This is a genomic window from Streptomyces sp. NPDC107500 (assembly GCF_055582785.1).
In genome coordinates this window covers 737,809-759,558 of the sequence record NZ_JBVJPF010000004.1, presented here as the reverse complement: position 1 = coordinate 759,558, position 21,750 = coordinate 737,809, and the positions used below count along the sequence as shown (strand labels likewise).

The 21,750-nt window shown below is 72.7% G+C and carries 18 protein-coding genes; 11 read left to right on the top strand and 7 right to left on the bottom strand.

Going from position 1 to position 21,750, the window contains the following annotated elements; translation table 11 throughout:
* The first annotated feature begins 76 nt into the window (after positions 1–76).
* A complete protein-coding gene (locus ACZ67M_RS20015) occupies positions 77–1,417 on the top strand; it encodes a WS/DGAT/MGAT family O-acyltransferase (RefSeq protein WP_361359136.1) in 1,341 nt (446 codons plus the stop codon).
* A gap of 103 nt (positions 1,418–1,520) precedes the next feature.
* A complete protein-coding gene (locus ACZ67M_RS20010; RefSeq protein WP_361359139.1) occupies positions 1,521–3,014 on the top strand; it encodes an SDR family NAD(P)-dependent oxidoreductase in 1,494 nt (497 codons plus the stop codon).
* Positions 3,015–3,064: 50 nt separating this feature from the next.
* Here ACZ67M_RS20010 and ACZ67M_RS20005 read toward each other — a convergent pair whose 3' ends face one another.
* Complete coding sequence (locus tag ACZ67M_RS20005) at positions 3,065–3,505, bottom strand: hypothetical protein (protein WP_122615379.1); 441 nt, start codon at positions 3,503–3,505, stop codon at positions 3,065–3,067.
* 471 nt (positions 3,506–3,976) lie between these two features.
* Between ACZ67M_RS20005 and ACZ67M_RS20000 the strand changes: the two genes are divergently transcribed.
* Both ACZ67M_RS20000 and ACZ67M_RS19995 read left to right on the top strand, forming a co-directional pair.
* On the top strand, positions 3,977–4,153 hold the full coding sequence (locus ACZ67M_RS20000) for a hypothetical protein (protein ID WP_234955534.1): 177 nt from the start codon (positions 3,977–3,979) through the stop codon (positions 4,151–4,153).
* Positions 4,154–4,209: 56 nt separating this feature from the next.
* A complete protein-coding gene (locus ACZ67M_RS19995) occupies positions 4,210–4,692 on the top strand; it encodes a GNAT family N-acetyltransferase (protein ID WP_469851973.1) in 483 nt (160 codons plus the stop codon).
* 17 nt (positions 4,693–4,709) lie between these two features.
* Here ACZ67M_RS19995 and ACZ67M_RS19990 read toward each other — a convergent pair whose 3' ends face one another.
* A complete protein-coding gene (locus ACZ67M_RS19990; RefSeq protein WP_392016885.1) occupies positions 4,710–6,053 on the bottom strand; it encodes an amidase in 1,344 nt (447 codons plus the stop codon).
* Between the two features lie 113 nt (positions 6,054–6,166).
* Positions 6,167–7,213, bottom strand: coding sequence for a LacI family DNA-binding transcriptional regulator (locus tag ACZ67M_RS19985; protein ID WP_385796389.1), 1,047 nt, complete (start codon positions 7,211–7,213; stop codon positions 6,167–6,169).
* A gap of 242 nt (positions 7,214–7,455) precedes the next feature.
* On the opposite strand from ACZ67M_RS19985, the gene ACZ67M_RS19980 reads away from it, so the two are divergent.
* The 5 genes from ACZ67M_RS19980 to ACZ67M_RS19960 all read left to right on the top strand — a co-directional run bounded on the left by ACZ67M_RS19980 (position 7,456) and on the right by ACZ67M_RS19960 (position 15,035).
* The gene (locus tag ACZ67M_RS19980; RefSeq protein ID WP_392016891.1) at positions 7,456–8,748 is read left to right on the top strand and encodes an ABC transporter substrate-binding protein; all 1,293 of its coding nucleotides are present in this window, start codon (positions 7,456–7,458) and stop codon (positions 8,746–8,748) included.
* A 6-nt stretch (positions 8,749–8,754) separates the two neighbouring features.
* Positions 8,755–9,657: a carbohydrate ABC transporter permease gene (locus ACZ67M_RS19975; RefSeq protein ID WP_361359154.1), complete on the top strand. Its 903-nt coding sequence runs from the start codon at positions 8,755–8,757 to the stop codon at positions 9,655–9,657.
* Positions 9,654–10,565, top strand: a complete 912-nt coding sequence (locus tag ACZ67M_RS19970; RefSeq protein WP_361359157.1) for a carbohydrate ABC transporter permease — start codon at positions 9,654–9,656, stop codon at positions 10,563–10,565. The genes ACZ67M_RS19975 and ACZ67M_RS19970 overlap by 4 nt, the downstream gene beginning before the upstream one ends.
* Positions 10,566–10,596: 31 nt before the next feature.
* The gene (locus ACZ67M_RS19965; RefSeq protein ID WP_392239825.1) at positions 10,597–11,883 is read left to right on the top strand and encodes a glycoside hydrolase 5 family protein; all 1,287 of its coding nucleotides are present in this window, start codon (positions 10,597–10,599) and stop codon (positions 11,881–11,883) included.
* A gap of 128 nt (positions 11,884–12,011) precedes the next feature.
* Positions 12,012–15,035, top strand: a complete 3,024-nt coding sequence (locus tag ACZ67M_RS19960; RefSeq protein WP_469851969.1) for an alpha-mannosidase — start codon at positions 12,012–12,014, stop codon at positions 15,033–15,035.
* A 48-nt stretch (positions 15,036–15,083) separates the two neighbouring features.
* Here the strand turns inward: ACZ67M_RS19960 and ACZ67M_RS19955 are convergent, their stop codons facing one another.
* The gene (locus ACZ67M_RS19955) at positions 15,084–16,505 is read right to left on the bottom strand and encodes a lipase maturation factor family protein (protein WP_469851967.1); all 1,422 of its coding nucleotides are present in this window, start codon (positions 16,503–16,505) and stop codon (positions 15,084–15,086) included.
* Positions 16,506–16,621: 116 nt separating this feature from the next.
* Between ACZ67M_RS19955 and ACZ67M_RS19950 the strand changes: the two genes are divergently transcribed.
* A complete protein-coding gene (locus ACZ67M_RS19950) occupies positions 16,622–18,724 on the top strand; it encodes a SpoIIE family protein phosphatase (RefSeq protein ID WP_392016898.1) in 2,103 nt (700 codons plus the stop codon).
* A gap of 40 nt (positions 18,725–18,764) precedes the next feature.
* Positions 18,765–19,628, top strand: coding sequence for an Fpg/Nei family DNA glycosylase (locus ACZ67M_RS19945; RefSeq protein ID WP_361359172.1), 864 nt, complete (start codon positions 18,765–18,767; stop codon positions 19,626–19,628).
* 3 nt (positions 19,629–19,631) lie between these two features.
* On the opposite strand, the gene ACZ67M_RS19940 is transcribed toward ACZ67M_RS19945, so the two are convergent.
* The 3 genes from ACZ67M_RS19940 to ACZ67M_RS19930 form a co-directional block, all read right to left on the bottom strand.
* Positions 19,632–20,282, bottom strand: coding sequence for a zf-HC2 domain-containing protein (locus ACZ67M_RS19940; RefSeq protein WP_361359175.1), 651 nt, complete (start codon positions 20,280–20,282; stop codon positions 19,632–19,634).
* A gap of 170 nt (positions 20,283–20,452) precedes the next feature.
* Positions 20,453–20,968: a hypothetical protein gene (locus ACZ67M_RS19935; protein WP_125494132.1), complete on the bottom strand. Its 516-nt coding sequence runs from the start codon at positions 20,966–20,968 to the stop codon at positions 20,453–20,455.
* Positions 20,969–21,109: 141 nt separating this feature from the next.
* The gene (locus ACZ67M_RS19930) at positions 21,110–21,664 is read right to left on the bottom strand and encodes a sigma-70 family RNA polymerase sigma factor (protein WP_161331174.1); all 555 of its coding nucleotides are present in this window, start codon (positions 21,662–21,664) and stop codon (positions 21,110–21,112) included.
* Positions 21,665–21,750 lie beyond the last annotated feature (86 nt).

Sequence of the window (21,750 nt, the reverse complement as noted above, 5' to 3'; positions counted from 1 at the left end):
CTTGACCGTAATCGTCGGAGGACGATTGACTGTTTGTCCATCCGTCGTCGACGCGTCGTCCCTGCGAGGCAGACCCTTGACTCCCGATCCGCTCGCTCCCCTCGACCTGGCGTTCTGGAACATCGAGTCCCCCGAGCACCCCATGCATCTCGGCGCGCTCGGCGTCTTCGAGGCCCGGTCGCCCACCGCCGGCGCCCACGCGGCCGACCTGCTCGCCGCCCGCGCGCCCGCGGTGCCCGGACTGCGGATGCGGATCCGGGACACCTGGCAGCCGCCGCTGGCGCTGCGCCGCCCGTTCGCGTTCGGCGGCGCCACCCGCGAACCCGATCCGCGATTCGACCCGCTCGACCACGTACGGCTGCACGCCCCGACCACGGACTTCCACGCCCGGGCCGGCCGCCTGATGGAACGGCCCCTGGAACGCGGCCGCCCCCCGTGGGAGGCACACGTCCTGCCGGGCGCGGACGGCGAATCCTTCGCCGTGCTGTTCAAGTTCCACCACGCCCTCGCCGACGGCCTGCGCGCCCTCACCCTCGCCGCGGGCGTCCTCGACCCGATGGACCTCCCCGCCCCCCGGCCCCGCCCCGAGCAGCCCCCGCGCGGGCTCCTGCCGGACGTGCGCGCCCTGCCGGACCGGCTGCGCGGCGTCCTGTCCGACGCGGGCCGCGCCCTGGACATCGGGGCCGCCGCGGCCCTGTCCACCCTCGACGTGCGCTCCTCCGCCGCGCTCACCGCCGAATCCTCCGGCACCCGGCGGATCGCGGGTGTGGCGGTCGACCTCGACGACGTGCACCACGTCCGCAAGACCACCGGCGGCACCGTCAACGACGTACTGATCGCGGTCGTCGCCGGCGCCCTGCGCCGCTGGCTGGACGAGCGCGGCGACGGCAGCGAGGGCGTCGCGCCCCGCGCCCTGATCCCCGTCTCCAAGCGCCGCCCGCGCACCGCCCACCCACAGGGCAACCGGCTCTCCGGGTACCTGATACGGCTTCCGGTCGCCGACCCCGACCCGCTGTCGCGCCTCGGCACGGTCCGGGCCGCCATGGACCGCAACAAGGACGCCGGACCGGGCCGGGGCGCCGGAGCCGTCGCGCTGCTCGCCGACCACGTCCCGGCGCTCGGCCACCGGCTCGGCGGCCCGCTGGTCTCGGGTGCCGCCCGGCTCTGGTTCGACATCCTCGTCACCAGCGTGCCCCTGCCCAGCCTCGGGCTGCGGCTCGGCGGCCACCCGTTGACCGAGGTCTACCCGCTGGCCCCGCTGGCCCGCGGCCACTCCCTGGCGGTGGCCGTCTCGACGTACCGCGGACAGGTCCACTACGGCCTGGTCGCGGACGCGAAAGCGGTGCCCGACCTCGACCGGTTCGCGCACGCCCTCACCGAGGAGGTGGAGACGTTGCTCACGGCGTGCGGCCCCTGACCCCGGCGGGTTTGGTTCCGGGCCCGGCGCTGAATAAAATCCGCTGTTCGACAGCGGTCGCGTCATGGAGCGCCGCGACGGTGACCAGGGAACGGCAGCGGCGATGACGGTGACACAGGACGGTGCGGCGAGCACGGACGAGGCGGTGTACGGCCCCGGGATCGACCCGGAGCGGCTGGCCGTCTGCCTGAGCGTGCTGGAGGAACTCGACGGGCTCGACGTCGACCACCCGGACGCGATCCGGGTGCGCCGGGCCACCTCGCACATCTACCGCATGGTCAAGCAGCGCCGCCGCCAGGACCGCCGGGCCGCCAAGACCGCCCACGACAAGGCGGTCACCGAGGCCACCGCCACGGGCTCCGCCGAGCGCATCGACGACGAGACGGAGGGCCTGCTGCCCTCCTCCCGCACCGAGCAGGGGCGGATCGCCGGGATACTCCAGCGGCCCCGCTCCTGCTACATCTGCAAGCAGCGCTACGTCGAGGTCGACTACTTCTACCACCAGCTCTGCCAGACGTGCGCCACCGAGAACCGCGAGCGCCGCGAGGCCCGCGCCGACCTCACCGGCAAGCGCGCGCTGCTCACCGGCGGCCGCGCCAAGATCGGCATGTACATCGCGCTGCGGCTGCTGCGCGACGGCGCGCACACCACGATCACCACCCGTTTCCCCAAGGACGCCATCCGCCGCTTCAAGGCCATGGACGACTCCGCGGACTGGCTGCACCGCCTCGAGGTCGTCGGCATCGACCTGCGCGACCCGGCGCAGGCCGTCGCCCTCGCCGAGCGGGTCACCGAACCGGGGCCGCTCGACATCCTGATCAACAACGCCACGCAGACCGTGCGGCGCCTGCCCTCCGCATACGCCGCGCTCGTCGACGGCGAGGGCGCCCCGCTGCCCGCCGGTGAGCTGCCCGCCCACCACGTCATCGGCGCCTTCAACTCCGGTGCGGTGGACGGGCTGGCCGCGCTGCCCGTCGGCACCTCCGGACTGGACGCGCAGAAGGTGGCCGACCTCGCCCTGGTCGCCGGCCACGCCAGCGTGGTCCGGCACCGCGAGGGCACCGCCATCGACGCGGGCGGCCTCGTTCCGGACGTCGTCGACTCCAACACCTGGGTGCAGACCATCGAGCAGATCTCCCCGGTGGAGCTGCTGGAGACCCAGCTGTGCAACTACACCTCGCCGTTCATCCTCATCAGCGCCCTGAGGCCCTCGATGGCCGAGGCCGCGCGCAGGGCGCCCAACGGCCGCGCCTACGTCGTCAACGTCTCCGCGATGGAGGGGGTGTTCGCCCGCGGCTACAAGGGCGCCGGGCACCCCAACACCAACGCCGCCAAGGCCGCGATGAACATGGTGACGCGGACCAGCGCCCAGGAGATGTTCGACACCGACCGGATCCTGATGACCTCCGTGGACACCGGCTGGATCACCGACGAGCGTCCGCACTACGACAAGCTCCGCCTGGCCGAGGCCGGCTTCCACGCCCCGCTCGACCTGGTCGACGGCGCGGCCCGGGTCTACGACCCCGTCGTGCGCGGCGAGGCGGGCGAGGACCTGTACGGCGTCTTCCTCAAGGACTACGCGCCCGGCAAGTGGTGACCGAAGGGCCGGTCAGGTCGTAGGGGGTGTCGTTGATCCAGACGACACCCCTAGTCCACGGCGCCCAGCCGCGAGTTGCGGGCCGCCGTCAGCTCCAGCACCGTGCGCCAGTCCTCCAGGACCCCGGCGTCGAAGACCGCGGTGCGCGCCTCCTCGGCCGCCTGGTGCAGGCCGGCCAGGTCGTCGTCGTGCGCCCACGCCTCGGGGTGGGCGGCCCGGCGCAGCAGCCTGGAGACGCGCGCGCCCAGCAGCGGCCGTACCGCGTCGGCGGTCCGGACGGCCGGAGCGCCGGGCCACAGCAGCCGGCCCACGGGCGCCACCAGGCCGGCGACCTGTAGCTCCTTGTCGGCGGGCCGGCGCCGCCGCAGCAGCGCCGCGGTCCGCAGCGCGTGCCCGTGCAGGTCCACGGTCTCACCGCCGTACTCCCCGGACCGCTCGCCCCGGCAGGCGTACAGCAGGTCCATCAGCTCCTCGACGCTGCGCAGTTCCATGTCCCGGTCCTCCCGCGAGACAGCCGTTGCCGACGGGCAGCAGACCATGGCGAGCTTGCGCCGCAGCCAACGGCGACTGAACGGCGCGACCGTGGCCGCCGACATTCGAAGGGGCGGTCGGCGGTTGGGCCGAACGGGTGAGCATCGCACCGTGCGGATGGGGAGGAATCCCGGCAGACTGGTGCCAACTGCGCGCGCAACGAAGGGCAATGGTTCTCCCATGTTTTGAGCCCCATAGAGCGCACCCCCGCTCATTTGGTTAATCTGGGTCGGACGGACCGCAGCACAGGGCACTACCCACACCCGAGGTCCGTCCGGGGGCAGCCGGTACACAGCGGTCTGCTCTCCTGCGAGGTACCGGCGCCACCGCGTCTGTAGTGCATCTCGACCCACACCCGAGCGGGGGCCTGGTGCCGGACGGAAGACTGGCCGACAGGCCCCGAGGGTGATCCGACACATAAGGAGTGCGCGGTGACACCGGAGACGACGACGAGCCCAGAGCAGCGCCCCAAGGAACGCACCGAGCGTGCGCACCGCCGGCCCGGCGAGATCGGCAGCCTCGACGTGTGGGCGCGGTCCGCCCCGATCCGCCTCGCGGGCTACGAGGACGACCTGGCCGAGCCCCACATCCTGCCCAGCGTGGACTGACACCGCGCCGCCCCCCGGGCAGCCGCCGGACGCGTGGGCGTGCGAGACTCACGCCCATGCTGATCAGGGAAGCCGTCCCCGGCGACTGGCCGCGCATCTGGCCCTTCTGGCACCGCATCGTCGCCGCCGGCGAGACCTACGCCTGGGACCGGGACACGCCCGAGGAGGACGCCCGGTCCCTGTGGATGAACCCCGCCAAACGCGTCTACGTCGCCGAGAACGACAGCGGCACCGTCGTCGCCTCCGCGTACCTCACCCCCAATTACGGCGGCCCCGCCGCCCGCGTCGCCAACGCCGGCTTCATGGTCGACCCGGACCGGGCCGGCCGCGGTACCGGCCGGGCCCTCGCCGAACACGTCCTGGCCGCCGCCCGCGCCGAGGGATACCGGGGCATGGTCTTCAACGCCGTCGTCGAGACCAACCCCGCCGTGCGGCTGTGGACCTCGCTCGGCTTCACGATCCTGGGCACCGTGCCGGACGCCTTCGACCACCCGCGCCACGGCCGGGTCGGCCTGCACGTCATGCACCGCGCCCTGTAGCCCGGTGCGCCGCCCCGTCACTCCACCGGGGCCGTCCGCCGCCAGGGCCGCAGCGCCTCGATCCGCTCCGCCAGCTCCAGCAGCGCCGCCTCCGACCCGGGCCGCCCGGCCAACTGGACGGCGCAGGGGGCGCCCGACGGCAGAGAGCCGACCGGCACCGTCATCGCGGGCCAGCCGGTGAGGTTCCACGGCGGAGTGAAGGGCGAGTACGCCGAGTTGGCGGCGATGTTGCGCAGCCAGCCCCGCTCGTGCCAGGGGCCCGCCTTGGGGGAGCGGCGGGCCAGCGCGGGCGTCAGCAGGACGTCGTACTCCGCGAAGAACGGCTCCAGGCGCCCGCGCAGCGCGTCGCGGGCCGCGCCGGTGGTGACCCTGCGGACGAAGGGCCGTCCGAGAGCCGCGTGCACCCGGGTGCGCCGGGCCAGCCGCCGCCGGTCGAGGTTGCGGGCGTCCACCGAGGTGCCCGCCGTCCAGTGGGTGAGCGCGGTTGCGCTCAGCGACGCCGGATAGGACGGATCCGCCCGCCGCACCAGGTGCCCCGCCCGCATCAGCACCCCGGCGGCCTCCCGGACGGCGTCCGCGTAGGGGCGGGAGACGGTGACACCCGCCAGGGGGCTGCGCAGGGAGGCGGCGACGCGCAGGGCGCCGGAGTCCGCCCGGCGGGGCGCGGAGGTGTCCGCGAGGACGGCGAACATGAGGCGGGCGTCCTCCACGGTGGTGGCCAGCGGCCCGTTCTCGGACATGCCGAACCAGTCGCCCTCGCCGATGCCGGCCGGCACCACGCCGTGGCCCGGCTTGAGGGTGACCAGACCGCAGTTGGCCGCGGGTATCCGCAGCGAACCCATGCCGTCGTTGCCCAGCGCCAGCGGCACCATCCCCGCGGCGACCGCGGCGGCGCTCCCGCCCGAGGAACCACCCGCGGAGCGGGCCGGGTCCCACGGGTTGCGGACCGTGCCGTGCACGCCCTCGCTGGTGCCGAACACGCACAGCTCGGGCACGTTGGTCAGGCCCACCACCACCGCGCCGGCCGCCCGCAGCCGCGCGACGGTGACGTGGTCGGCCCCGGCCGGCGTGTCCGGGGTCGCCGCCGAGCCGACCCGGGTGGACTCGCCGCGCACCGCGAGATTGTCCTTGACCGCCACCGGCACGCCGGCCAACGGCAGTTCGCCGAGATCTCCCCGGGCGCCGGTCTCCTCGGCCTCGGCGAGCGCCGCCTCGGCGCGCACCGTGCGGAAGGCGCCTACGCCGCCGTCGAGCCGCTCGATGCGGGCCAGGTGCTCCGCCACCACCTCGCGGGGGGTGGTCCGCTTCTCGCGGACGGCGGCGGCGATCTCTGCGGCGGTGCGGCCTGCCCAATCGGTCACGAGGGCTCCTCGGGGTGCGGTGGAACGGGATTACCGGCGAGTACGCAGACAGCACTCTGCCCGTCCGCCCACCTCCGCGTCGAGGCCCCGGCGCAACCCCCGGGCCGCCCGGCTCAGGACGACCGGGCCGGGCCCGTGCTGTCCCGCTCGATCAGCCGCGGCACCGGCACCCGCACCGTGCGGGCCGGGCCGCCGTCCAGCAGGGCGGTCAGCTCGGTCGCCGCCGTCCGGCCGAACTCCACGCTGTCCCGGGAGAGGGCGGACAGCCACGGCTTGACCATGCGGCACAGCGCCGAGTCCTCCCAGGCCACCACGGACACGTCGGCCGGCACCGAGAACCCCAGCCCGGCCGCGGCGGCGACCCCGGCGACGGCCATCACGTCGTTGTCGTAGATCAGCGCCGTCGGTGCGGCGGGGGCCTCCAGGACCCGGCGGGTGACGGCGGCGCCCTCCGCGTCGGAGTAGTCGGTGGTCACCGACTCGACCTCGGTCAGGCCCCGCCGCCCGGCCTCGGCCCGCAGGGCCCGGATCCGCCGCTCGGTGTGGGCGAGGCCGGGCAGACCGGCGATGTGCGCGATCCGCCGGTGGCCGAGCGCGTACAGCCCGTCCACCAGCGCGGCCATCGCGCCCGCGTCGTCCGCCCACACCGTCGACAGCCCCGGATGGCGTTCGTCCGGCGCGCCGCCGATCACCACGGCGGGCAGCCCGAGTCCGTCGAGCAGGTCGGGGCGCGGATCGTCGGTGCGCGGGTCGACGACCAGGACGCCGTCCACCCGGTGTTCGGCCCACCAGCGCCGGTAGACCGCGCACTCGTCCTCGACGTCCTGCGCCACCTGGAACAGCAGGCCCAGATGACGCCGCGCCAGCACCTCCTGGATGCCGGAGACCAGTTGCAGGAAGAAGGAGTCCACGCCCAGGGTGTGCGCGGGCCGGGCCAGTACGAAGCCGACGGTCGCCGCGCCCTCCCCGGACAGTGCCCGCGCCGCCGTGCTGGGCCGCCAGCCGAGCTGTTCGGCGACCCGGCGGACCCGGTCCCGGGTGATCTCGGAGACCCCCGGCCGGTCGTTCAGCGCGAACGAGACCGCGCTCTCGGATACCCCGGCCCGCCGCGCGATGTCCTTCATCGTCGGCCGGCGCGCGGCGGGCCGCTTGGCCGGCATGCGCGCTCCCTTCTTCGGAACGTGAACGAAAGCGCCTTCTGGGCACGACGAGCTAAAGCGCTTGAGTGGAAAGATCCTAAAGCGCATTAGTCAAACCTGGCAAGTGGCTCCTCACACCGCTCTGGCCTGGACTAATGCCGCCTCAATCGCATTAGTTCCCGTGAATCCATTGACTTTCCCCGAACGCGCCGTGCATGGTCGCTGCCATCCAGTCGCCGACGTCCTTCAGGAGACGTGTCACCGTGCCCACCTCGCGCAGAACATTCGCCGTCGCCGCCGTCGCCGCCCTCGTCCTCCCGCTCAGCGCCTGCGGTTCCGGAGGCGACGGCGGGGGCTCGACCGACGCCTCGGGCAAGGTCGAGGGCGACATCACCTTCCAGACCTGGAACCTGCGGGCCAACTTCAAGCCCTACTTCGAGGACCTGATCGCCGACTTCGAGAAGAAGTACCCGGGCACCGAGGTCAAGTGGGTCGACCAGCCCGGCGAGGGCTACGCCGACAAGATCAGCGCCGACGCCGCCGGCGGCACCCTGCCCGACGTCGTCAACGTCTCCCCGGACCTCGTCGCCCCGCTCGCCAAGGCGGGCCTCGCCCTCGACCTGGACAAGGCCGCCGGCCAGTACGAGAAGGAGTACCTGGAGGGCGCCTGGGCCAGCCACCGGATACCGGGCATGGAGGGCACGTACGCCTTCCCCTGGTACCTCAACACCGGCCCGCTCTTCTACAACAAGTCCCTCTTCGAGAAGGCCGGACTCGACCCCGAGCAGCCGCCGAAGACGTACGACGAGGTCTTCGACGCCGCACTGAAGATCGCGGACAAGACCGGCGGCGACACCGCCACGCTCGCCAACGTCCCCACCATCGAGGACTTCGGCCGCTACGGCGTACCGCTGATGAACAAGGAGGGCACCGCCTTCACGTTCAACGACGCCAAGGGCGTCCAGCTCCTCACCCGGTACAAGGAGCTGTACGAGGCCAAGGCGCTCGACTCCCAGGCGCTGACCGCCACCCCCGAGTCCTCGGGCAAGAAGTTCCTCACCGGGGCCGTGGCGATGAACCCGGGCAGCGCGCTCGACCTCGCCAACTTCAAGAAGCAGGCGCCGAACCTGTACAAGAACATCGGCATCACCGACCAGATCACCAGCACCGGCCACGTCAACATGTACGTGATGGGCCTGATGGTGAACGCGCAGAGCCAGCGCAAGCCCGCCGCGGTGGCCTTCGCGCACTTCGTCACCGACGCCGCGCACCAGATGTCGTTCGCCAAGCAGGTCGCCATCTTCCCGAGCACCGCCGGTTCGCTGGACGACCCGTACTTCACCAAGGAGGACGGCACCGACGAGACCCGGGTCCGCGTCGCCGCCGCCAAGTCGCTGAAGGACGCGGTCAACTACACGCCCGTGCTCTTCAGTGAGCAGATGAAGACCGAGCTGCGCAACGAGGTCGCCAAGGCGCTCCAGGGCAAGCAGAGCCCCGAACAGGCCCTGGACAACGCTGTCAAGGCGTGCGACCGCCTTCTCCAGCAGCAGGGCTGAGACGTCATGGCGAGTCCCACCGTCACCGGCACCCGGCGTGTACGGCGCCAACTGCCGTCCAGCCCCTGGCTGTTCGCCGCCCCAGGACTGCTGATCACCGGCGCGTTCATCCTCTACCCGTTCGTCTCGACGCTCGTCAACTCCTTCACCGACCGCCGGACCCTGGTCCCGGGCGAGTTCGTGGGTCTCGCCAACTTCCGCGAGCTGCTGCACGACGACATGTTCTGGACCGGCCTGCGCAACAGCACCCTGTACGTCCTCGGGGTCGTCCCCGCGCTCGTCCTGCTGCCGCTGCTGCTCGCCCTGCTCGTGCAGAAGAACATCCCCGGCATCACCTTCTTCCGCTCCGCCTTCTACACCCCGGTGGTCGCCTCGATCGTCGTCGTCGGCCTGATCTGGGTCTGGCTCCTCGACGAGCGAGGTCTGGTCAACTCCCTGCTGGAGACCATCGGCGCCAGTCCGATCGGCTTCCTCAGCGACCAGTGGCTGATCCTGCTCAGCGCCATGGCCGTCACGGTCTGGAAGGGCCTCGGCTACTACATGATCATTTACCTGGCGGCGCTTGCCAACGTACCGCGCGAACTGCACGAGGCCGCCGCCGTGGACGGCGCGGGCGCGGTGCGCCGCTTCCTCACCGTCACCGTGCCCGCCGTCCGCTCCACCATGGTGCTGGTCGCCGCGCTGTCCTCGGTCGCCGCCTTCAAGGTGTTCTCCGAGGTGTACCTGATGGCGGGCCCGAGCGGCGGCCCGGCCGGCGAGGACACCACCCTGGTCATGCTGGTCCAGCGCACCGGCACCGGCCTGACCGGACGGGTCGGCTACGCCTCCGCCATCTCCGTCGTCGTCTTCGTCGTCACCGTCGCCCTGATGCTGCTCGTCCTGCGCGCCGACCGGAAGGAGGAGTCGTGAGCGTCCTGGAGAAGACCCCGCCCACCTCCCAGCCGCGGCCCGCCCCGGCCCGTGAACCCCGGATCACCGACGAGCACGGCCGCCGCGTACGCGTCTGGGAACTCGTCCTGCGCTACCTGCTCCTGCTCGGCGTCCTCGCCCTGACCATCGGCCCGTTCCTGTGGCAGCTGTCGACCTCGCTGAAGGGCCCGACGGAGGACATCTTCAGCTCGCCGCCGAAGTTCCTGCCCTCCGATCCCACCCTGCACAACTACGAGCGGGTCGCCGACACCATCCCCGTCTGGGACTACGCGCTGAACTCGCTGAAGGTGGCCGCCGCCAACGTGGTGACGAACTGCGTCGGCGCCGCCCTCGCCGGCTACGCCCTGGCCCGGCTGCGCTACCGCGGCCGGCGCGTCGCCACTCTCGTGTTCATCCTCGCCATGCTCGTGCCGGTGGAGGGCATCATCATCGCCCAGTTCACCACCATGCGGGAGCTGGGCCTCAACAACACCCTGGTCGGCGTCCTGCTGCCCGGCTGCGTCAGCGCCCTGAACGTCCTGCTCATGCGCAACGCCTTCCTCAACCTCCCCTACGAGATCGAGGAGGCCGCCTACGTCGACGGCGCCAACGTCTGGCAGCGGTTCTGCCGGATCGCGCTGCCCTCGGTCAAGGGCACCCTCGCGGTCGTCGCGATCTTCGCCTTCATGGGCGCCTGGGACGACTTCCTGTGGCCGCTGATCGTGCTGAGCGACCCGTCCAAGTTCACCCTGACCATCGGGCTCAACTACCTGCACGGCACCTTCGCCAACGACGAACGCCTCGTCGCCGCCGGCACGATCATCGCCGTGGCGCCGCTGATCGCCCTCTTCGCCTGCCTCCAGCGGTACTTCTTCCGCGGCGTCGGCGAGGGTGCGGTCAAGGGCTGATCCACGTACTTCTTCCCCACAAGGACACCGCATGCCCCCTGCCGTGCGCTTCGGCGTCAACTACACCCCGAGTGAAGGGTGGTTCCACCACTGGCTCGACTTCGACCTCGACTCGGTCCGCGCCGATCTGGACTCGGTCGCCGCGCTCGGCGTGGACCACGTCCGCGTCTTCCCGCTGTGGCCGTACTTCCAGCCCAACCGCTCCCTGATCCGCGAGCGTGCCGTGGGCCACCTGGTGGCGCTGGTCGACGCGGCCGGCGAACGCGGCCTCGACGTCAACGTGGACGGCCTCCAGGGCCATCTCAGCAGCTTCGACTACGTACCGGCCTGGACCCGCACCTGGCACCGCCGCAACCTCTTCACCGACCCCGAGGTCCTCGACGGACAGGCCACCTACCTGCGCACCCTCGCCGCCGCGCTGGCCGGGCGGCCCAACTTCCTCGGCATGACCCTCGGCAACGAGGTCAACCAGTTCTCCGCCGCGCCCCACCCCGACCCGGACCGCGCCACCAGCGACCAGATCGACGCCTGGCTGGAGCGGATGCTCGCCGCCTGCGAGGAGGGCGCCCCCGGCGGGATGCACCTGCACGCCGAGTACGACGCCACCTGGTACCAGGACGACCAGCCCTTCACCCCGGCCCAGGCCGCCCGCCGGGGCGCGGTGACCGCCGTGCACTCGTGGGTCTTCAACGGCACCGCCCAGCGCCACGGCCGCACCTCCGTGCCCAGCGAGCACCACGCCGCCTACCTGATCGAGCTGAGCAAGGCGTGGGCCGACGACCCCCGCCGCCCGGTCTGGCTCCAGGAGGTCGGCGCCCCCGCGCCCCTCGTCCCCGCCGAGCACGCCGCCGCCTTCACCGAGGCGACCGTCGCGAACGCCCTGGACTGCCCCGACCTGTGGGGCGTCACCTGGTGGTGCTCGCACGACGTGTCCCGGGAGCTGGCCGACTTCCCCGAGCTGGAGTACGGCCTCGGACTGCTCACCAACGACCGCCGTCCCAAGGACACGGCCCGGGTCCTGGCCCGCGCGGCCCTCGCGGCCCGCGAGGGGAACCATCCCGCCCCCGCGCCGCGCACCACCGCCCTCGTCGTCCCCGCCGACCCGGCGGCACGCTCGGCCTGCGCCCCCGGCGGCCCGGTCTTCGACGCCTTCTTCCACCTGGTCGCCGACGGCGCCCGCCCCACCACCGTCCTGGACACCCGCGCCGCCGACACCGGACACCTCGCGGCCCGCGGCATCACCGAGGTCGTCACGCCCGACCAGGTGTCGCCCACCCCGCACGGACTCCGCGTCCGCCAGGAAGGCGCCCGCCCGTGACCTCCGCACGGTTCGAACCACGCGCGGTGGGGGAGCTGTACACCACATCCCGGCCCGCCACCGCGACCCACACCTGGTAACCCCCCCCACACCGCCCGCACCCGCCCCGTCAACCAGGAGCACCCCGCATGCATGACGACCGCAACCTGGTCGAAGCCCGCCTCAAGCGCGTCCTCGACGAGCGCGTCCGCCCCGCCCTCTACCCCGAGTCCGTGCCACTGGACGTGGCGGTGTGGCACGCGCCCGGCGAGCCCGTCCCGGTCGAGGAGGGACTCGCCGCCGAACCCGAGCCCATCCAGGTCGGCGCCCGCTGGGGCGCGCCCTGGGGAACCAGCTGGTTCCGTGTCACCGGCACCGTCCCGGAGGAATGGGCCGGGAAGACCGTCGAGGCGATCCTCGACCTCGGCTTCGACGAGAACATGCCCGGCTTCCAGTGCGAGGGCCTGGTCTACCGGCCCGACGGCACCCCGGTGAAGGGCCTCAACCCGCGCAACCAGTGGGTGCGGATCGGCGCCCCCGTCGAGGGCGGCGAGGAGGTGCGCCTGCACGTCGAGGCCGCCTCCAACCCCGTCATCCTCGACTACCACCCCTTCGTGCCCACCCGGCTCGGCGACAAGGACACGGCGGGCAGCGAGCCGCAGTACCGGCTGGCCCGCATGGACCTCGCCGTCCTCGACGAGACGGTGTGGAACCTGGTGCTCGACCTGGAGGTCGCCGGTGAGCTGATGGCCGAGCTGCCGGTCGACTCGCCACGCCGCTGGGAGATCCTGCGCGCGATCGACAAGGCACTGGACGCCATCGACCTCCAGGACGTGAACGGCAGCGCCGGGCAGGCCCGTTCCCGCCTCACCGAGGTCCTGTCGGCCCCCGCCGTCCCATCCGCCCACCGGATCAGCGCCGTCGGTCACGCGCACATCGACTCGGCGTGGCTGTGGCCGCTGCGCGAGACCGTCCGCAAGGTCGCCCGCACCACCTCCAACATGACCGCACTCCTGGAGGACGAGCCGGACTTCGTCTTCGCCATGTCCCAGGCGCAGCAGTGGGCGTGGGTGCGCGACCACCGGCCCGAGGTCTGGGCCCGGGTGAAGAAGGCCGTCGCCGACGGGCGGTTCGTGCCGGCCGGCGGCATGTGGGTGGAGTCGGACACCAACATGCCCGGCTCCGAGGCGATGGCCCGGCAGTTCGTGCACGGCAAGCGGTTCTTCCTCGACGAGTTCGGCGTCGAGAACGACGAGGCATGGCTGCCGGACACCTTCGGATTCGCGGCCGGGCTGCCGCAGATCATCAAGGCGGCCGGCGCCAAGTACCTGCTGACGCAGAAGATCTCCTGGTCGCAGACGAACAAGTTCCCGCACCACACCTTCCGCTGGGAGGGCATCGACGGCACCCGGATCTTCACGCACTTCCCGCCCGTCGACACGTACAACTGCTCCATGAAGGGCAGCGAGATCGCGCACGCGGCCCGCAACTTCAAGGACAAGGGCGTGGCCCGGCACTCCCTCGCCCCGACCGGATGGGGCGACGGGGGTGGCGGCACCACCCGCGAGATGATCGCCAAGGCGGCCCGCCTGCGCGACCTCGAAGGCTCGGCGACGGTCACCTGGGAGACCCCGCACGCCTTCTTCGAGAAGGCCGAGGCGGAGAACCCGCAGCCGCCCGTCTGGGTCGGCGAGCTGTACCTCGAACTGCACCGCGCGACCCTCACCAGCCAGGCCAAGACCAAGCAGGGCAACCGCCGCAGCGAACATCTGCTCCGGGAGGCCGAACTGTGGGCGGCGACCGCCGCCGTGCGCGCCGGGTTCCCCTACCCGTACGACGACCTGGACCGGATCTGGAAGACGGTCCTGCTGCACCAGTTCCACGACATCCTGCCCGGCTCCTCCATCGCCTGGGTGCACCGCGAGGCACGCGCGACCTACGACCGCGTCGCCGAGGAGCTGAACGCCGTCATCGACGCCGCCCAGCGTGCCCTGGCCGGGCAGGGCGACACCCCGCTGGTCTTCAACTCCGCCCCGCACACCCGGTCCGGCGTCCAGGCGGGCGCCGCCGCGGCCCCCGCCGCCGAGGGCCGCACCGAGGTCACCCCCCGCCCCGAAGGCGGACACGTCCTGGACAACGGGCTGCTCCGGGTCGAGATCGACGGCCGGGGGCTGGTGGTGTCGGCGTACGACCTCGCCGCCGACCGCGAGACCATCGCGCCGGGCACCGCGGGCAACCTGCTCCAGCTCCACCCGGACTTCCCGAACATGTGGGACGCCTGGGACGTAGACGAGTTCTACCGCAACACGGTCACCGACCTCACCGACGTCGACGAGACCGCCCCCGGGGACGACGGCGCCTCGGTGCGGATCGTCCGCTCCTTCGGCTCCTCCCGCGTCACCCAGGTGCTGACCCTGGCGCCGGGAGAGCGGCGCCTCGACGTGGACACCGAGGTCGACTGGCACGAGACGGAGAAGTTCCTCAAGCTGGCCTTCCCGATCGACGTGCACGCCGAACGGTACGCGTCGGAGACCCAGTTCGGGCACTTCCACCGGCCCACCCACACCAACACCAGCTGGGAGGCGGCCAAGTTCGAGGCCTGCAACCACCGCTTCGTCCACCTGGCCGAGCCGGGCTGGGGCGTGGCCGTCGTCAACGACTCGACGTACGGCCACGACGTGACCCGCACCGTCCGCACCGACGGCGACGCCGGTACGACCACCACGGTCCGGGTGTCCCTGCTGCGCGCCCCGCGCTTCCCGGACCCCGAGACCGACCAGGGCGTGCACCGCTTCCGGCACGCGCTGGTGCCCGGCGCGGACATCGGCGACGCGGTGCGCGAGGGCTGGCGGATCAACCTGCCCGAGCGGCGGGTCACCGGTGCCGGGGAGGTCGCGCCGCTGGTGTCGGCCGACCGGGACGCGGTCGTGGTCACCGCCGTCAAGCTCGCCGACGACGGCAGCGGTGACGTCGTGGTCCGCTTCCACGAGGGGCACGGCGGCCGCGTCCGGGCCACCCTGACGGCCGGTTTCCCGGTCGCCGGGGTCGAGGTCACCGACCTCCTGGAGCGCCCGCTCGCCGAGGCGGAGGACGCCGTCGAGGCCGACGGCGACCGGATCGCCGTACGGCTGCGTCCGTTCCAGCTGATGACCCTGCGGCTGAAGCGGAGCTGACGCACCCCGTGGGTCCGGTCCGCCACCCGGTGGGCCGGGCCCGCGCCGCTACGACCGCTCCGGCGCGCGGGCCAGCCGCGTCGGCGGCAGGTATTCGCGCACATAGGTCCGTTCCCAGCACGCACCCGTCTCCCGCAGCTCGCGCCACGTCGTGTACCGGTAGCGGAAGAGGCGGGCGCGCACGAAGCGGGGTGGCGCGTCGGGTGGGAACGGGGAGTGGCGCAGCAGCTTCAGGGTGGCCCGGTCGTTCTCCAGCAGCCGCTCCACGAACGTGCCGAACCACGACCCGGCGTACGAGGGCGACAGCGCGGCGAACCACATCAGCCAGTCGAGGCGCAGGTGGTAGGGCGCGAACTGACGCGGCCAGCGGCGTGGATCACCGGGTTTGCCCTTGAACTCGTACTCCCGCCACTGCGAGTCCTCCCGGGCGACCTCGTCGGCCGTGCCCTCGACCACCACCTCGTAGCGGATCCGGCTGACGGTTCCGAAGGCGCCGTAGGTGTTGACCAGGTGCAGCGAGTCGAAGGAGCGGTTCATCACCTGCCGGCGGGAGATCATGTTGCGCACCGGGCGGTGGCTGAGGAACACCAGCAGCGCCGCCACCGCCAGGACCACGATCTCGTACCAGAGCGGCGCGGCCGCCGCGGACGGCGTGTCGCCGGGGTACCGCACCACCGACAGGGCCAGCACGATGGTGATCCAGTTCAGCCAGGAGAAGTTGCCCGACAGCACCAGCCACAGCTGGGTCGCGATCATCAGCGCCGCGGCGGCCGTCGCGACGGGCTGCGGGGTGAACAGCAGGAAGGGCACCAGGAGCTGCGTGACGTGGTTCGCGGCCACCTCGACGCGGTGCAGGGGCCGGGGAAGGTGGTGGAAGAACCAGCTCAGCGGGCCCGGCATCGGCTGGGTCTCGTGGTGGTGGTCCAGACAGGTCAGCTTGCGCCAGCACTCGTCGCCGCGCATCTTGATCAGCCCCGCCCCGAACTCGACCCGGAACAGCAGCCAGCGCAGCAGGAACAGCACGACGACCGGCGGCGCCACGTCGTCGTTGCCGAGGAACACGGCGACGAACCCGGTCTCCAGGAGCAGCGACTCCCAGCCGAACGAGTACCAGGTCTGCCCGACGTTGACGATCGACAGGTACAGGACCCACGGCACCAGCCACAGCAGCATCGCGCCCCACAGCGGCAGCAGCGAGTCCAGCCCCGCCACCAGGGCCGCCGACACCGCGCACCCCGCCCACGCGCAGCCCGCGAAGAACCGGTCCGACGAGCGCAGCTGGAACAGGCTCGGCGCTCGCCTGAACGGCACCCGTTCGACGAACCGGGACACGGGCAGCAGTCCGCGCTCGCCGATCAGCGCCCGGAACTGGAGCGCCGCCGTCAGGAACGCGACCAGGTACACCACGGCCAGGGCCCGCTGGAAGACCAGCCGGCTCAGCCAGTAGTCGGGTGCGGTGAACCACTCCACGGGGCGGGCTCCTCTCGTCCACGCACCGTGTACCCCGCTCGGCCGGGGCCTGCCGCGGCCCCGGGCGAGCGGACCAGGAGTCGAAGAATCGGGCGAATCCTGGCAAGGTGGGGTCCATGGCTGATCGGGGAGCGAGCGCCCTGTCAGTCCCGGACGACTGGCCCGCCCACCCGGACCCGATCCTGGCGCTCAACCGCATGGGCAGCTTCGACTGGGACCTGGACACGGGGCTGCTCCACATGGACGCCCAGGCCCACGAGGTGTTCGATGTGCGCCCGGACGAATTCGACGGGCGCCCCGAAACCCTGGCCGTGCGCGTTCCCACGGCGGAGGGCCGCCGCCTGGACGCCCTCGTCGCCCGGGCCATCAAGGACGGCAGCGAGAACTACGGCACGTACTTCCGGCTGCGCCGGCGCGACGGCACCCTGCGCTGGACCCGCACCCAGGGCTACATCCGCCGCGACGGGACCGGCCGACCCCGCCGGATCATCGGCATCGTCCGGGACGCCACCCAGGAGATCGGCGACATCGAGGCGCGCCGCGAGCAGGCCGCCGAGGACGAGGCCCGTCGCCGGCTCACCAACGTCGTCCAGCTCGCCACAGCCGCCCTCGCGCACGCCCGCACGGTGGACGAGGTCATCGAGGTCCTGCGGGACACCCACGGCCTCACCCGGCTCGGCGCCACCAGCCTGGTGATGGGCCTGGTCGAGGCGGGCCGCATCCGGCTGGTCGCCGACGGGCCCGACAACACGTTCGTCCCCGGCACCCGGGTCACCCGGATCGACGAGCCCTACCCCATGAGCGAGGCCGTACGGACCCTCAGCCCCCGCTTCATCGAGTCGCCGGAGGACTTCGCGGAGCGCTACCCCCTGCTGTGGAAGGACATCACCCACCTCGACATCACGGCGGCCGCCTATCTGCCGCTGATCGCCCAGGGCCGGCCGATCGGCGCCGTCGGGCTGCTCTACAGCGACCGGCGCGGCTTCTCCGCCGAGGACCGCAACGTGCTGGTCGCGCTCGGCAGCGGCATCGCGCAGAGCCTCCAGCGGGCCATGCTCTACGAGCAGGAGATGGACCTCGCCGAGGGCCTCCAGCAGGCCATGCTGCCGCGCACCATCCCCAGCGTCCCCGGCTGCGACGTCGCCGTCCGCTACCGTGCCGCCTCCATCGGGGGCGCACTCGGACGAGACATCGGCGGCGACTGGTACGACCTGATCCCGCTGCCCGGCGGGCGGGTGGGCGCCGTCATCGGCGACGTCCAGGGGCACGACACGCACGCCGCCGCCGTCATGGGCCAGCTGCGCATCGTGCTGCGCGCCTACGCCGCCGAGGGCCACCCGCCGGCCACGGTGATGGCACGGGCCTCCGTCTTCCTCCACGAACTCGACACCGACCGCTTCGCGACCTGCCTGTACGCCGAGGCGGACCTCGGCACCGGCGTGGTCCAGGTGGTCCGCGCCGGGCACCTAGACCCCCTGCTGCGGTACGGCGACGGGACCTGCCGGCACGTCCGCGTCGAGGGCGGGCTGCCGCTCGGCCTGTCCGCCGAGTTCGGGCGCCTCGCCTACCCCGTCGCCACCCTGGAGCTGGACCCGGGCAACACCCTCCTGCTGTGCACCGACGGGCTGGTCGAGCAGCCCGGCGCCGACGTCGACGAGGGGATGCACGTCCTCGCCGCCCTGATCACCGCGGGCCCGCCGGAGGTGCGCGACCTGGCCGACCGGCTCATCGACGTGGCCGACGAACGGCGCGGCGACGACGACGTGGCGCTGCTCCTGCTGCGCCGCCACGGGCTGGGCGCGCCGCGGACCTTCGGCCGGGTCCAGCAGCACGTGTCGCCGGGCGACCCCGAGGGCCTCACCGAGGCCCGGCACATGGTCCGCGCCGCGGTCCGGTCCTGGGGGGCCAAGGGGCAGAGCGACGAGATGGAACTGGTGGCCGACGAGCTGATGACCAACGCCCTCATGCACACCGAGGGCTCCGCGATCGTCACCCTGCGGCTGCTCACCGGCACCGACCGGCGGCTGCGGGTCGAGGTCGAGGACTCCTCCAGCGCCCTGCCGCGCCGCCGGGACGCCGGGGACGAGGGTGTCTCCGGGCGGGGGCTGCTCCTGGTCGACGCGCTCGCCGACGCCTGGGGCGTGGAGGCGCGCGGCGGCGGCAAGTGCGTGTGGGCCGAGTTCATGGTGTCCCGCCGCGCGGCGCACGCGGCGGGCTGAATCCGCGGGCCTTGCCGGTCCCCGGTGGCACTCTTGACGTATGCCAGAACTGCCCGAGGTCGAGGCGCTCCGGGACTTCCTCACGGAGCACCTCGCCGGGCGCGAGATCGTCCGGGTCCTGCCCGTGGCGATCAGCGTCCTGAAGACGTACGACCCTCCGCTCACCGCCCTGGAGGGCCACCAGGTGGCCGCGGTGCGCCGCTACGGCAAGTTCCTCGACGTGGCCACAGACGGCGGCCCGCACCTGGTGACCCACCTCGCCCGGGCCGGCTGGCTGCACTGGAGGGACAGCCTCCCCAGCGGCATGCCCCGGCCGGGCAAGGGGCCCCTCGCGCTGCGTGTCGCCCTGGAGACCGGGGCCGGCTTCGACCTGACGGAGGCGGGCACGCAGAAGCGGCTCGCGGTGTACGTCGTGGCCGACCCGCAGGAGGTGCCGGGCGTGGCCCGGCTCGGCCCCGACCCGCTCGCCGACGACTTCGACGAGGCCCGCCTCGCCGGGCTGCTCCGGGACGAGCGGCGGCAGCTCAAGGGCGCCCTGCGCGACCAGAGCCTGATCGCGGGCGTGGGCAACGCGTACAGCGACGAGATCCTGCACGCGGCGAAGATGTCCCCGTTCAAGCTGGCCGCCTCGCTCACCGACGAGGAGACCGCGCGCCTGTACGCGGCCCTGCGCGCCACGCTCACCGAGGCGGTCGACCGCTCCCGGGGCATCGCGGCGGGACGGCTGAAGGCCGAGAAGAAGAGCGGGCTGCGGGTGCACGGCCGCACCGGCGAGCCCTGCCCGGTGTGCGGCGACACCATCCGCGAGGTCTCCTTCAGCGACTCCTCGCTCCAGTACTGCCCGACCTGCCAGACCGGCGGCAAGCCGCTCGCGGACCGGCGGATGTCCCGGCTGCTGAAGTGACGGTCAGCCGGCGGGCAGCGTCACCAAGTGCTCGCCGTGCGCGGTCCGCACCTCGTAGCGGGCGATCTGGTCGGGGTGCAGGGCGGCTCCGCCGCGCATGGTGTTCGGCCGGTCGTCGTGCCCGGGCACGTTCCAGCTGGTGATCGTCTGCTCCGTGCCGTCGCGGCCGACGGCGACCAGCCGGCAGGGCCGGGGCCCCGCCCCGTCCTTGACCTCCAGCATGACGTCGGTGCCCCAGGCCTCGTCCTCGGCGGTGACCCGCGCCCACACGCCGGACCGTTCGTCGGTCGCGCTGAGCGGCACCGCCCGCTCGCCCTGGCTCGCGTAGAGCACGGCGCCGGGCGCGGCCACGGCGCACACGACCGCGGCGGCCAGGGCGTACAGCACCCGCCTGCGGCCGGCCCGGTGACGGGTGGCCACCTCGGACAGCAGGCGGTCCAGGAGCCGCGGCCCGGGCCTGGTCAGAGGGTGGACGAGGCGCGGTGTCGCGCGCCGGTACAGCATCAACTGGCGGGTGGCGGGGCCGAATTCGGTCACCTGGGCCGCGCACCGGGGGCACTCCATGAGGTGGTCCTCGAAGCGGAACGCTTCCGCCTCGTCCAGCACGCCGAGCGCGTAGGCGCCGACGTCACGATGCCTTTCCAGGGACCTCATGCCGAATCCTCGTGCCGTTGGGTGCGGGTGGGGTTACTCCTTGCTCCCACCCGTACGCACCGGACGGCCGAATCACTCAAGCCACGGCAGAATCGCGGCCAAGGTGTTCGGAGCGGCCGGGGGCGCGGATTGGTCCGCCTCCCGAGAAGTTCGCGGGCCGGTCCGGACGGCTAGAACAAATGGATGGCGAGATGACCGAGCGGCAGCCCCAGCTGCCAGGCCGGCGTCCACACCTTCGGCCCCTCGTCCTCGCCGGTCACCCCCGCGCCGCCGGGCACCGCGTTCAGGTCCGGGGCGAGCAGTTCGGTCTCCTGGAGCCACCGCCAGGCCGCCCGGGCCAGCTCCAGGTCGGGCGAGTGCCGGCCGGCGGCGACCGCGTCGGCCGTGACCTCCGCCAGCCGCACCCGCACCCACTCGTGCCACGGCTGGTCGTAGGCCGTCAGCGACAGCCACGTCTCCAGGTGGGTGACGACCCGGATGCCGCTCAGCTCGTTCTCCGTGTCGGACAGGAAGACCGTCAGCGCCAGCGCGTCACGCCCGGCTCGGAACTCGAAGGACGTGGGCGGCATCAGGTCGCCGGTCCGCAGCAGCTCGTCGGCGATGTACTCGGCGTACAACCACGCCATGGGGACGGTCAGTTCGCCCCCACCGGTGCCGTCCGTGCTCTCTTGACCTCTGTGCAGCATCCCTTCCTGCCTTCCTCCGGTGCGTGCGCGTCGCCCGACCCGGGTCATGGGCCCCCGTCCGGAACACGGATGAGGACAGCCGATTACTCAACCGGGGTCCCAGGCAAGGCGCTTTACGGAGGTTTGACCATTGGGCCGGTTTCAGCGCAGGTCGGCGGCGTAACCCGGTAGCACCCTGCGCAGGGCGCGCAACGCGTAGTACGCGCGGGACTTCACGGTACCGGGTGGGATCCCGAGGGCCGCGGCGGCTTCCGCCACACTGGCCCCCTGGAAATACACCAGCACCAGGACTTCACGGTGCTCCGGAGTGAGTGTCTTCACAGCCTCGCGCACGTCGAGGGCAGCGGCGGCCCGTTCCGCGTGATCGGCGCAGACCCGCGCGTTCTCCAGTACGGCGTCGCCGACCTCGGCCGGGCGGGCCTGCCGGGCCCGGCGCGCGTCTATCGCGAGCCGCCGGGCCACGGTGAGCAGCCAGGGCCGTACGGAGTCGAAGTTCTCGGCGCGCAGGGCCTCGGGGTGCTGCCAGGCGCGGACCAGGGTCTCCTGCACCAGGTCCTCGGCGCGTTGCCGGTCGCCGTCGCTGAGCCGCAGCAGCAGCGCGAAGAGCGGCCTGCCGTGCTCGCGCTGAAGTGCGGCGAGCTCGTGCTCGGCGGTCGTCCCGTGCGTCCTGTCCGTCAGGGTGATTCCGGCCGTCATGGCCGTATGCCACCGCAGGGCGCCGCCCGGGGACAGGGCGCGCGCACGGGTGTGCGACGGACGGTCGATCGCGTCGATGAACGGTA